Raw genomic sequence first — 13854 nt, 5'->3', positions numbered from 1 at the left:
GCGGGCCGGCGCGGGCTGAATCAGCCGCGACGGCGGGTCTTGATGATCTCGAGGCGCTCTTTGAGCAGCTCTTCGAGCTCCTCGACCGAGCGGCGCTCCAGCAGCATGTCCCAGTGGGTCCGCGGCGGCTTCACCTTCTTCGGCTCGGGCAGGTCGCCCTCGATCAGGGTGCCTTCCAGGCCGTTGCGGCACAGCCAGGTGCCGGGGATTTCGGCGTCGTCGGCGAAGGGGACCTCGAACTCCTCGCCGTTCTCGGTGCGGTACTTCGCGAGCTGACGCGGCGCCAGGTCGTGGTTGCGGTCAGTCTCGTAGCTCACGGCCCCGAGGCGACTGCCTCTCAGTACGCGATCAGCCATCGCTGCTACTCCTTCAGGTCTTCTCGGAGCTCTGCGGCTCCCTTAGTGCGTCCAGTGCATTCTTCATCTAGCAAACGCTGCGGCCATCTACGCAGTTCCCCGGCCGAAGCCGGCGTGCGCGACGCGACCTTCAATGATACCGGGGTCGCCGGGAAAACCCGACTAAAGTCGGCAGGCGTGAGCCGCCGTACCCGCCCCCAGCCCTGTCGCTGGTGCGGACGAGACGTCACCGACGCGGGAATGGGTCGTCGCCGCCAATACTGCCGGCAGTCGTGCCGGCAGCGGGCGTACGAGCAGCGGGCCTCGCTGAACCGAAACGGCGCGGCGGCCGTTCCCGAGGACGCCGTGGTGCTGTCGGCCGACGAAGCGGCCGACCTGTCGGATCGCGTCTACCAGGTACGTTGCGCGGCCGAGGATGTCGCCACGGCGGTCGACGAGGGCGCCGGCGCCACCGAGCTGCGTCAGTTGTGCGACACGCTGATCCAGGCCGCCAGGGCCGCCGACGGCTGGCGCCGAGCGGGTGTGTGACCGCCTCGTCCGCACCGGACCCGGCCGGGCCCGATGCTGCGCCGGACCTTTCCCGACATGCTCCTGACCACCAGCTATGGCTAGCCGGGTACAGTCGCGCCATGGACGTCGGGCCATGTCTGCAGCGCACCGCTGTCCAGCGAGCACACCGGGCACCTCGTGCCACATCTTTTTTGCGCGGCGCGGCGCAACTGTCCAAGCCGGTCCTCCCGTAGCAGCCGGGAGCAGCGGACGTTTTGAAATCCTGTCGGAGTTGGCCATACTCACCAGCAATATTCTTGGGTCTCAGAGCGGCACGACGCTGGTCGGACGGGAAACGGCGTCGCCTCGTGCAGCAAATTCCGTGACTCGGCGAGAACCGCATCCGGCGGTGGAAGACGGCCGCACGTCGTCAGGTGAAGGTTAGGCGAGGTTTGTGATGGTTGATCAACTCCAGCATGCCACCGAAGCGCTGCGTAAGGCGCTGGTCCAGGTTGAGCGCCTGAAGCGCACCAACCGTGCGCTGCTGGAGCGGTCCAACGAGCCGATCGCGATCGTCGGTATGTCCTGCCGCTTCCCCGGCGGCGTGGACAGCCCGGAGGCGCTGTGGCAAATGGTGGTCGAGGGCCGCGACGTGATCTCGGAGTTTCCCACCGACCGCGGCTGGGACGTGGCGGGCCTCTACGACCCGGACCCCGACGCGCGGCACAAGTGCTACGTGAACACCGGGGGCTTCGTCGACGGTGTCGCGGACTTCGATCCGGCATTCTTCGGCATCGCGCCCAGCGAGGCGCTGGCGATGGACCCCCAGCATCGGATGCTGCTCGAACTGGCATGGGAAGCGTTGGAGCGGGCCGGGATTGACCCCAGCGGGCTGCGTGGCAGCGCCACCGGGGTATTTGCCGGGCTCATCGTTCAGGGCTACGGCATGCTCGCCGAGGAGATCGAGGGTTACCGGCTGACCGGCATGACCTCCAGCGTCGCCTCGGGGCGGGTGTCCTATGTGTTGGGGCTGGAGGGCCCGGCGGTGTCGGTGGACACGGCGTGTTCGTCGTCGTTGGTGGCGTTGCACATGGCCGTGCAGTCGCTGCGCTCGGGGGAGTGCGACCTGGCCCTGGCCGGCGGTGCGACCGTGAACGCCACGCCGACCGTCTTCGTGGAGTTCAGCCGGCACCGCGGGTTGGCGCCGGACGGCCGGTGCAAGGCCTACGCGGGCGCGGCCGACGGCGTCGGCTGGTCCGAGGGTGGCGCCATCCTGGTGGTGGAGCGGCTGTCGGACGCGCAGCGGCTGGGACATCCGGTGCTGGCGGTGGTGCGGGGCTCGGCGGTCAACCAGGACGGCGCCTCGAACGGGCTGACCGCGCCCAACGGTCCCTCGCAGCAGCGGGTGGTGCGTGCGGCCCTGGCCAACGCCGGATTGACCGCGGCCGACGTGGACGTCGTCGAGGGCCACGGCACGGGAACCACGTTGGGCGACCCGATCGAGGCGCAGGCGCTGCTGGCGACCTACGGACAGGATCGCAGCGAGCCGCTGTGGCTGGGGTCGATCAAGTCGAACATGGGCCACACGCAGGCCGCCGCCGGGGTGGCCGGCGTCATCAAGATGGTGCAGGCGATGCGCCACGAGACGCTGCCGGCGACGCTGCACGTGGACGCGCCGAGCCCGCACGTCGACTGGACGGCGGGCTCGGTCTCGCTGCTGACCCAGGCGCAGCCCTGGCACGCCGAGCGCCCGCGCCGCGCGGGCGTGTCGTCGTTCGGCATCAGCGGCACCAACGCGCACGTCATCGTCGAGGCCGTGCCGGCGCCGGACCGACAGGCCCCGCATCGGGAGGCCGGACCGGCGCGGGCGGTGGTGCCGTGGGCGGTGACGGCGAAGTCCCCGTCGTCGTTGGCGGCGCAGGCGGCCCGATTGGCCGAATACGTTCGCGCACACGATGATCTGGACATCGCCGACATCGGGTGGTCATTGGCGGGCCGCGCGACCTTTGAGCACCGGGCAGTCGTGGTGGGCGGTGATCGCGACCGGTTGCTGGCCGGGCTGGACGAGCTGGCCAACGACGACCCGATCGGATCGGTGATCCGGGGCGCCGCGACGCCGGCGGGCAAGACCGTGTTCGTCTTCCCCGGCCAGGGCTCCCAATGGGCGGCCATGGCCGTCGAATTGCTGGATACCGCGCCGGTATTCGCGCAACAGATCCAGGAATGCGACGAGGCCTTCGCCGACTTCGTCGACTGGTCGCTGACCGACGTGCTCCGCGGCGCACCCGACGCTCCGGGACTGGACCGCGTCGACGTCGTACAGCCGGTGCTCTTCGCGGTGATGGTGGCGCTGGCCGAGCTGTGGAAGTCGGTGGGGGTGAACCCCGATGCGGTGATCGGCCATTCGCAAGGCGAAATCGCGGCCGCCTACGTCGCCGGGGCGCTGTCGCTGCAGGACGCCGCCCGGGTGGTCACGCTGCGCAGCAAGCTGCTGACGTCACTGGCCGGCCCCGGCGGCATGCTGTCCATCGCCTGCAGCACCGAACGGGCGCGGGAGTTGTTGGCTCCGTATGGAAATCGAGTCAGCATCGCCGCCGTCAACGGTCGCTCCGCCGTCGTTGTCTCCGGCGAGGTGGCCGCGCTCGACGAGCTCGTCGGCTTCTGCGCCGACCTCGAGCTGCGGACCCGGCGCATCGACGTGGACTATGCCTCGCACTCGGTCGAGGTGGAGGCGATCCGCACCGACCTCGCTGAGGTGCTCTCCGGCATCGAGCCGCGCTCCACGCGCATCGCATTCTTCTCCACCGTCACCGGAAACCGGTTGGACACAGCGGGATTGGATGCTGATTACTGGTACCGCAATATCCGGCAGACCGTGCAGTTCGACCAGGCGGTGCGCAGCGCCTGCGAACACGGCTACCGGACGTTCATCGAATCCAGCCCCCACCCCGCCCTGGTCGCCGGCATCGAGGACACCGCCAACGACAGCCTGCCCGGCGACACCGAGGCCATCGTCATCCCCACCCTGGGTCGCGAGGACGGCGGGCTCGAACGATTCCTGACGTCGGCCGCCACCGCGTTTGTCGCGGGAGTCGGCGTGCACTGGCGCGGGGCGCTGGACGGCGCGGGCTTCGTCGAGCTGCCGACGTATGCCTTTGACCGGCGGCGGTTTTGGCTCTCCGGGGAGGGCATCTCGGCGGACGCGTCCGGCCTGGGGCTCGGCGCCAGCGAGCACCCCCTGTTGAGCGCGGTCGTCGAACTGCCGGCCTCGGGCGGGGTCGTCCTGACGGGCCGCCTGTCTGCCAGTCTGCAGGGCTGGCTGACCGATCACGCCGTCTCCGGGTCGGCGGTGTTCCCCGGGTCCGGCTTCGTGGAGCTGGCGATTCGCGCCGGCGACGAAGTCGGCTGCTCGACGGTCGACGAACTCACGCTGCAGGCGCCGTTGATGTTGCCGGGCAAGGATGCCGGCTCGGGATCGGTTGCGGTGCAAGTGGTCGTGGGTCCCGCCGAAGAATCCGGTCAGCGCGCGGTGTCGATCTTCTCGCGCCCCGACGCCGGCTCCGGCTGGGTTTGCCACGCCGAGGGAACGCTGAGCACCGGCTCGGTCGAGCCGGGCGCCGACCTGTCGGCATGGCCGCCGGCGGGAGCCGTGAAGGTCGACGTGGCCGACGGTTACGAGCAGCTGGCCGCGCGCGGATATGGCTACGGCCCGGCATTCCAGGGCCTGACGGCGGCGTGGGTCCGCGGCGACGAGGTGTTCGCCGAGGTGCGTCTGCCCGACGCCGCCGGCGGCGTCACCGGGTTCGGCGTCCACCCGGCCTTGCTCGACGCGGCCATGCACGCACTGGTCGTCAGCCACCAAATAGGTGGCCAGACCGACGAAGTGGTGTTGCCGTTCTCCTGGCAGGGCGTGTCGCTGCATGCCGCGGGCGCCTCGGCGGTGCGCGCGCGCCTGGCCCCGGCGTCGGCGTCCGGGGCGGCCGGGGCCCCCACCAGGGCGGTCTCGATCGAGCTGGCCGACGGGTTGGGCTTGCCGGTGCTGTCGGTGCGCGCGATGGTCGCGCGTGCGGTGAGCGAGCGGCAGCTGCGCGCGGCCGTATCGGCTTCGGGCCCGGACCGTCTGTTCGAGGCGGTATGGTCACCGGTCACGGCGACCGCCGGCGATGCCGACCCGCCGGCGCACGAGGTCTTCGAATCCGTTGCGGCCGGCGAAGATCCGGTGTCCGGAACGTATGAACGCACGCATCGGGCGCTGGCGGCCGTGCAGTCGTGGCTGACCGAGCGTGACTCCGGGGTGCTCGTCGTCGCGACGCGTGGCGCGATGGGATTGGCGGGGGAGGATGTCCCCGATCTGGCCGGCGCGGCCGTGTGGGGGCTGGTGCGTTCGGCGCAGACAGAGCATCCCGGCCGCATCGTGCTGGTGGATTCCGATGCGACGCTTGACGATAGCGCCATCGCGACGGTTCTCGCGGTCGGCGAGCCCGCCGTGTTGCTGCGTGACGGCATCGCGTACACCGCGCGGGTGCGCGGCAGCCGGGCGGTCGACGGCATCATGACGCCCCCGGCGGACGGGCCCTGGCGGCTCGGCATCAGCAGCGCGGGCACCTTCGAAAACCTGCAGCTGGAGCCGGTTCCCAACGCCGGCGCCGCGCTGGAACCGGGCCAGGTTCGGGTGGCCCTGCGGGCCATCGCCACCAATTTCCGCGACGTCATGATCACCCTGGGCATGTTCACCCACGACGCCCTGCTTGGTGGCGAGGGCGCCGGCGTGGTGGTCGAAGTCGGGCCGGGGGTCACCGAATTCGAGGTCGGCGATTCGGTGTACGGCTTCTTCCCCGACGGCAGCGGCACCTTGGTGCCCGGGGACGTCCGCCTGTTGCAGCACAAGCCCGCCGGCTGGTCTTATGCCGAAGCGGCCGGCATCTCGGCGGTTTTCACCACCGCCTACATGGCCTTCATTCATCTGGCCGACGTCAAGCCCGGGCAGCGGGTGCTGGTGCACGCCGCCGCCGGTGGCGTGGGCATGGCCGCGGTCCAGATGGGGCGGCACTTGGGCCTCGAGGTCTTCGCGACCGCGAGCCGCGGCAAGTGGGACACGTTGCGGGCCATGGGCTTCGACGACGACCACATCTCGGATTCGCGCAGCCTCGAGTTCGAGGAGAAGTTCCGGGCGGTGACCGGCGGCCGCGGCATGGATGTGGTGCTGGACTCGCTGGCCGGTGAATTCGTCGACGCCTCACTGCGACTCGTCGCCCCCGGCGGCGTGTTCCTGGAGATGGGCAAGACCGACATCCGCGACCCTGGGGTGGTGGCCCGGGACTACCCGGGTGTCCGCTACCGCGCCTTCGACCTGTTCGAGCCGGGCCGTCCGCGGATGCATCAGTGGATGGAGGAGCTGGCCGGGCTGTTCGACGCAGGCGTGCTGGAACCGTTGCCCGTCACCACGTTTGACGTGCGGCGCGCCCGCACCGCGCTGCGCTACCTGAGCCAGGCCCGCCACATCGGCAAGGTCGTGATGACCCTGCCGTCCGGCCTCGCATCGGGCACCGTGCTGATCACCGGGGGCACCGGCATGGCGGGTTCGACGCTGGCCCGTCACCTGGTGGCCAACCACGGCGTCGAGGACCTGGTGCTGCTGAGCCGACGCGGTCCGGACGCGCCCGGGTCCGCCGAGTTGATCGCCGAGCTGCAAGCCGCCGGAGCAAGCGCGCGCGTGGTGGCGTGCGATGCCGCCGATCGCACGGCGCTGGCGCGGGTGATCGCCGACATTTCGGCGCAGCGGCCACTGTCGGGCGTGATTCACGCGACCGGCGTGCTGGACGACGCCACGATCACCTCGCTGACGCCGGAGCGTGTCGACGCGGTGTTGCGAGCCAAGGTCGACGCGGCGTGGAATCTGCACGAGTTGACCCGCGACGCGAATCTGTCGGCCTTCGTGGTGTTTTCGTCGATGGCCGGGCTGGTGGGCTCGTCGGGACAGGGCAACTACGGGGCGGCGAACGCGTTCCTGGACGGGCTGGCCGCGCACCGGCGGGCGCACGGGCTGCCGGCGATCTCGCTGGCCTGGGGGCTGTGGGATCAGGCCAGCGCCATGACCGGCGGACTGGACGCCGCCGACCTCGCCCGGTTGGGCCGCGACGGGATCTTGGCGCTGTCCTCGGACGAGGCGATGGAACTGTTCGACACCGCGTTGATCGTCGACGAGCCGTTCCTGGCGCCGGCCCGCATCGACCTCGGAGCGCTGCGGGCCCATGCGGTCGCGGTGCCGCCGATGTTCACCGATCTGATCAACGCCCCGACGCGCCGCCGGGTCGACGATTCGCTGGCGGCCGCGAAATCGAAATCGGCGCTGGCGCATCGCCTGGACGGGCTGTCCGAAGCCGAGCAGCACGCCGTGCTGCTGGACCTGGTGCGATCGCACATCGCCACCGTGCTGGGGAACACCACCGCCGACGCGATCGACCCCGACAAGGCGTTCCAAGAGTTGGGGTTTGACTCGCTGACCGCGGTCGAAATGCGCAACCGCCTCAAAACCGCGACCGGCCTTGCGCTTTCGCCCACATTGATCTTCGACTACCCGACGCCCAACGGCCTGGCCGGCTACATCCGGACCCAGCTCGCGGGGCTTCCGCAAGAGGTCAAGCACGCGCCGGTCACGCGCGCCACCGACGACGACCCGATCGTGATCGTCGGCATGGCATGCCGCTATCCGGGCGGGGTGAATTCGCCGGACGACCTGTGGGACATGCTGACCGAGGGCCGCGACGTGCTCTCGGAGTTTCCGACCGACCGCGGCTGGGACCTGGCCGGTGTGTACAACCCGGATCCCGACGTGCCGGGCACCTGCTACACCCGCACCGGGGGCTTCGTCGACGGCGTAGCGGACTTCGATCCGGCCTTCTTCGGCATCGCGCCCAGCGAGGCGCTGGCGATGGACCCGCAGCAGCGCATGTTCCTGGAGCTGTCCTGGGAAGCGTTGGAGCGAGCGGGAATCGAACCCGGCAAGCTCCGCGGCAGCGCCACCGGAATGTTCGCCGGCGTGTACACGCAGGGTTACGGCATGGGCGCCGCACCGACGGCCGAGGGCTTCCGGCTGACCGGGCAGTCGTCGAGCGTGGCCTCGGGGCGGGTGTCCTATGTGCTGGGGCTGGAGGGCCCGGCGGTGTCGGTGGACACGGCGTGTTCGTCGTCGTTGGTGGCGTTGCACATGGCCGCGCAGTCGCTGCGCTCGGGGGAGTGCGACCTGGCCCTGGCCGGCGGCGTCACCGTGAACGCCACCCCCGACATTTTCGTGGAGTTCAGCCGCATGCGCGGGCTGTCCGAGGACGGCCGGTGCAAGGCGTACGCCGGCGCGGCCGACGGCACCGGATTCTCCGAGGGCGGCGGCATGCTCGTGGTGGAGCGGCTCTCTGATGCGCGACGGCTGGGGCACCCGGTGCTGGCTATGGTGCGGGGCTCCGCCATCAACCAGGACGGCGCCTCCAACGGGCTGACCGCGCCCAATGGTCCCTCGCAGCAGCGGGTGGTGCGTGCGGCCCTGGCGAGTGCGGGCTTGACGGCCGCGGAGGTCGACGTCGTCGAGGGCCATGGCACGGGAACCACGTTGGGCGACCCGATCGAGGCGCAGGCGCTGCTGGCGACCTACGGGCAAGAGAGGGCCGAGCCCGGGAAACAGCCACTGTGGCTGGGATCGATCAAGTCGAACATGGGCCACACGCAGGCCGCCGCCGGAGTGGCCGGCGTCATCAAGATGGTCCTGGCGATGCGCCACGAAATGCTGCCCGCCACACTGCATGTCGATGAGCCGAGCCCACATGTGGACTGGTCGACCGGCGCCGTGTCGTTGTTGACCGAGGCGCGGCCTTGGCCCGGCGACCGTCCGCGCCGCGCGGGCGTGTCGTCGTTCGGGATCAGCGGCACCAACGCGCACGTCATCGTCGAGGCCGTGCCGGTCGAGCCGCCGCACGCCGTGGACCGCCCCAAGGCGCCGGTTGTGTCGTGGCCGGTGTCGGCGAAATCGTTGTCGGCGTTGAACTCTCAGGCCGCCCGGTTGGCCGCCCACCTGCGGGCCCACCCGGAGTCAGACATTGCCGATGTGGGGTGGTCGCTGGCGGGGCGGTCGGTTTTCGAGCACCGGGCCGTCATCGTCGGTAGCGACCGCGACGGGCTGCTCGCGGGCCTGGACGAGCTGGCCGGCGACGACCTGGCCGGCTCGGTCATCCGCGGCACTGCGACCGCAGGGAAGACGGTCTTCGTCTTCCCGGGCCAGGGGTCCCAAATGCTGGGCATGGGAATGGGATTGCACGCCGGCTATCCGGTCTTCGCCGAGGCGTTCAACACCGTCGTGGCCGAACTGGATCGGCACCTGCTGCGCCCGCTGCGCGAGGTGATGTGGGGCCACGACGAAAACCTGCTGAACAGCACCGAATTCGCGCAACCCGCGCTGTTCGCGGTGGAAGTAGCGCTGTTCCGGCTGCTCGAATCCTGGGGCGTGCGCCCCGATTTCGTGCTGGGGCACTCGATCGGGGAGCTGTCGGCCGCGCACGTCGCCGGCGTGTTGTCGTTGGAGAACGCCGCGGTGCTGGTGGCGGCCCGCGGCCGGTTCATGCAGGCGCTTCCCGAGGGCGGCGCGATGGTCGCGGTGCAGGCCACCGAAGACGAGGTGCGGGCGCTGCTGGCGTCCTCGGACGGGGCCGGCGTCGGCATCGCCGCGGTCAACGGGCCTGCCTCGGTGGTCATTTCCGGCGCCGAAGACGCGGTGATCGCGATCGCGGACCGGCTCCGCGCCGAGGGCGACCGCGTGCACCGGCTCTCGGTGTCGCACGCCTTCCACTCCCCGTTGATGGATCCGATGATCGATGAATTCGGCACCGTCGCGGCCGGATTGGCCATCGGCAAGCCGACCATCCCGATCGTGTCCAATGTGACCGGTCAGCTGGCCGGTGACGACTTCGCGTCGGCGGCGTACTGGAAGCGACACGTGCGCGAGGCGGTGCGGTTCGCAGACAGCGTGCGGTTCGTGCACTCGGCCGGCGCAACCCGGTTCCTCGAGGTCGGGCCGAGCAGCGGTCTGACGGCATCGATCGAGCAATCGCTGGACTTGGATCCCGGGGCGGCCCAGGTGACCACGATGTCGGCGCTGCGCAAGGACCGCCCGGAACCAGTCGCCTTGGTCAACGCCGTCGCGCAGGGATTCGTCGCCGGGATGGACGTGGACTGGCGCGGTGCGCTGGGCGAGGCCAATCTGGTCGAGCTGCCCACGTATGCCTTTGACCGGCGGCGCTTTTGGCTTGCCGCCGACGGCGCCCCGGCCGACGCCCTGGGCCTGGGTCTGGCCGCCAGTGAACACGCCCTGCTGGGCGCGGTGGTGGAACTGCCGGCCACCGGCGGAGTGGTGCTGACCGGCCGGCTGTCTCCGGGCACGCAGAGCTGGTTGGCCGATCACGCCGTCGGCGGTGTCGTGCTGTTCCCCGGCGCGGGATTCGTCGAGTTGGCGATCCGCGCCGGCGACGAGGTGGGCTGCGGCGTGGTCGACGAACTGAATCTGGCCGCGCCGCTGGTGTTGCCGGCCGGCGGATCGGTCGCGGTACAGGTCGTGGTGGGCGGCCCCGACGACTCGGGCGCCCGCTCAGTGTCGGTGTTTTCGCGCGCCGAAGCGGGCTCGGGCTGGTCCCTGCACGCCGAGGGTGTGCTGCGAGCGGGGTCGGTGCAGCCGGGCGCGGACTTGTCGGCGTGGCCGCCGGCGGGTGCGGTCCCGGTGGATGTCGGCGACGGATACGAGCAACTGGCCGAGCGGGGTTACGGCTACGGGCCCGCGTTCCGCGGCCTGACATCGATGTGGCGCCGCGGCGACGAGGTCTTCGCCGAGGTGTCGCTGCCCGCCGACGCGGGGGTGTCGCCGGCCGGATTCGGCGTCCACCCGGCGATGCTCGACGCGGCGCTGCACGCCGTCATGTTGGCGTCCGACAGCGACGAACTGCCCGAGGGATCGATGCTGGTCCCGTTCTCCTGGCAGCAGGTGTCGCTGCACGCCGCGGGGGCCGGGGCGGTGCGCGCGCGGATCGTGCCGGTGAGCCCGTCCACCGTGTCCATCGAATTGGCCGACGGGCTGGGTCTCCCGGTGCTCTCGGTGGCGTCGATGGTGGCCCGTCCGGTCACCGACAAGCAACTCCTGGCCGCCGTGACGAATTCGGGACCGGACCGGCTCTTCGAGGTCATCTGGTCCGCTCAACCGTCGCAGCCGACGCAGCCCGTGTCGGTGTCCGCCTGGGGCGCAGCGGAAGTCGACGACCCCGCGGCCGAACGATCGGCGGTGCTGTTCGAATCGGCGCCGGTGTCCGGCGACGTGATCGCCGAGGTGTACGCGGCGACGCGAGCGGTGCTGCCCGTGCTGCAGTCCTGGTTGGCCCGCGACGGTGCAGGCACCCTGGTGATGGCGACCCGGGGCGCGATGACGCTGCCGGGGGAGGACGTCACCGATTTGGCCGGCGCGGCGGTCTGGGGGCTGGTGCGGTCGGCGCAGACCGAGCACCCCGGACGAATCGTGCTCGTCGACACGGACGCCCCGCTGGATTCCGACGCGATAGCGGCGGTGCTGGCGGTCGGCGAGCCGCAGGCGATACTGCGCAACGGGGCGGTCCACACCGCCCGGGTGCTCGGCAGCCGCGCCGTCGGCGGTCTGTTGCTGCCACCCGACGAGGGACCGTGGCGACTCGGCATGAGCAGCTACGGCACGATCGAAAACCTGCGGATAGAGCGCATTCCCGACGCCGACACCCCGTTGGGTCCCGGTCAGGTGCGGGTCGCGCTGTCGGCCATCGCGGCCAACTTCCGCGACGTCATGATCGCGTTGGGCCTCTACCCCGACCCCGAGGCGATCATGGGCATCGAGGCCGCGGGTGTGGTGAGCGAAATCGGCCCCGGTGCCGGGCGTTTCGCTGTCGGTGACCGCGTGATGGGGCTCTTCCCGGACGGCACCGGAACCATCGCCAAGACCGACCAGCGCCTGCTCGTCAAGGTGCCGCCCGGCTGGTCACACACCGCCGCCGCGACGGCGTCGGTGGTGTTCGCCACGGCGAACTACGCACTGGTGGACCTGGCCGGCGCCAAGCCCGGTCAGCGAGTGCTGGTCCATGCCGCCGCCGGCGGTGTCGGCATGGCCGCCGTCCAGCTGGCCCGGCACATGGGTCTGGAAGTATTCGCGACCGCCAGCCGTGGCAAGTGGGACACATTGCGCGACATGGGCTTTGACGACGACCACATCGCCGACTCACGCAGCCTGGAATTCGAGGAGAAGTTCCGGGCGGTCACCGGCAGGGCCGGCGTGGCCGGAATGGATATCGTGCTGGACTCGCTGTCCGGTGATTTCGTCGACGCGTCCCTGCGCTTGATGGCGCCCGGCGGCGTGTTCTTGGAGATGGGCAAGACCGACATCCGGGATCCCGAGGTCGTCGCCCGCGACCACCCGGGTGTGCGTTACCGCGCCTTCGATCTGTTCGAGGCGGGACCGGATCGCATCGCCCAGATGCTCGACGAGTTGGCCGGCATGTTCGGCGAGGATGTACTACGGCCGTTGCCGGTCACCAGGTTTGACGTGCGACGCGCGCCCGCGGCGCTGCGCTACCTGAGTCAGGCCCGCCATGTCGGCAAGGTCGTGATGACCATGCCGGACGCGTGGACGGCCGGCACGGTGTTGATCACCGGCGCCACCGGCATGGCCGGTTCGGCGGTCGCGCGACACGTGGTGACCCGCCACGGCGCAAGGAATCTGGTGCTGGTCAGCCGCCGCGGACTGGACGCACCGGGCGCCGCGGAGCTGGTCGCCGAGCTGAGCGCGGCCGGTGCGCACGTGGAGACGGTGGCCTGTGATGCCGCCGATCGTGAGGCCCTGGCCAAGGTGATCGCCGACATCCCGATGCAGCGTCCGTTGACCGGGGTGATCCACGCCGCCGGAGTCCTGCACGACGCGGTCGTGACGTCGCTGACCACCGACCGAATCGAATCGGTGTTGCGGTCCAAGGTCGACGCGGCCTGGAACCTGCACGAGTTGACCCGCGAGCTGGACGTGTCTGCCTTCGTGATGTTCTCGTCGATCGCGGGACTCGCCGGCGCGTCGGGTCAGGCCAACTACGCGGCCGGCAACTCGTTCCTGGACGGGCTGGCCGCCCACCGGCGGGCGCACGGGCTGCCGGCGATCTCGCTGGGCTGGGGCCTATGGGATCAGGCCAGCGCCATGACCGGAGGGTTGGGCGCCGCCGACCGCGCGCGGTTCGGGCGCGACGGGATCGTCGCAATGTCCTCCGACCAGGCTCTGGAGCTGATGGACACCGCGCTCATCGTCGATGAGCCGTTCATGCTGCCGGCCCACATCGACCTCGCGGCCCTGCGGGTCAAGTTCGATGGAGGCACGTTGCCGCCGATGTTCGTCGATCTGATCAACGCCCCGACGCGGCGCCAGGTCGATGACTCGCTGGCCGCCGCCAAGTCGAAATCCGCTCTGCTGCAACGCCTCGAAGGGCTCCCCGAGGACGAGCAGCAGGCGATCCTGCTGGACTTGGTGCGGGCCAACATCGCCACCGTGCTGGGCAGCTCCAGCCCGGAGGCGATCCATCCGGACCGGGCGTTCCAGGAACTCGGTTTCGACTCGCTGACCGCCGTCGAGATGCGCAACCGGCTCAAAGCCGCTACCGGACTGGCGCTGTCACCGACGCTGATCTTCGACTACCCGAACTCCGCCGCGCTGGCCGGCTACATGTACCGCGAATTGGTCGGATCGTCGGACCAACCCGCCGCGGCGGCCGCACCGGGCGAAGCGGAGATTCAACGCGTCGTCGGATCCATTCCGGTCAAGCGTCTTCGGCAGGCCGGCGTGCTGGAGCTCCTGCTGGCTTTGGCGAGCGAGGCCGACGGCGCCGCGCAGGCCTCGACGGTGACCACCGAAAAGGACATTGCGGACATGGATCTGGACGCCCTGGTCAACGCGGCGCTGCGCGACGACGACGACGAGTAG

At 70.5% G+C, this 13854-nt stretch carries 3 protein-coding genes; 2 read left to right on the top strand and 1 reads right to left on the bottom strand.

Annotated elements, in window-relative coordinates:
* Window positions 1-20: 20 nt before the first annotated feature.
* Window positions 21-356: an RNA polymerase-binding protein RbpA gene (locus AC5Y5B_RS22290; RefSeq protein ID WP_007770897.1), complete on the bottom strand. Its 336-nt coding sequence runs from the start codon at window positions 354-356 to the stop codon at window positions 21-23.
* A gap of 177 nt (window positions 357-533) precedes the next feature.
* Between AC5Y5B_RS22290 and AC5Y5B_RS22285 the strand changes: the two genes are divergently transcribed.
* On the top strand, window positions 534-884 hold the full coding sequence (locus tag AC5Y5B_RS22285) for a hypothetical protein (RefSeq protein WP_112631261.1): 351 nt from the start codon (window positions 534-536) through the stop codon (window positions 882-884).
* A 418-nt stretch (window positions 885-1302) separates the two neighbouring features.
* Window positions 1303-13854: a type I polyketide synthase gene (locus tag AC5Y5B_RS22280; RefSeq protein ID WP_500006615.1), complete on the top strand. Its 12552-nt coding sequence runs from the start codon at window positions 1303-1305 to the stop codon at window positions 13852-13854.

Source organism: Mycobacterium sp. NGS33, from assembly GCF_059812885.1.
The sequence above is the reverse complement of the archived record's forward strand: the minus strand, read 5'-3'. Positions and strand labels throughout refer to the sequence as shown.

What these genes read in the sequence shown, in the direction of transcription:
- AC5Y5B_RS22290 (WP_007770897.1), bottom strand. Translation starts at nt 356, where the DNA reads ATGGCTGATCGCGTACTGAGAGGCAGTCGCCTCGGGGCCGTGAGCTAC.
- AC5Y5B_RS22280 (WP_500006615.1), top strand. Translation starts at nt 1,303, where the DNA reads ATGGTTGATCAACTCCAGCATGCCACCGAAGCGCTGCGTAAGGCGCTG.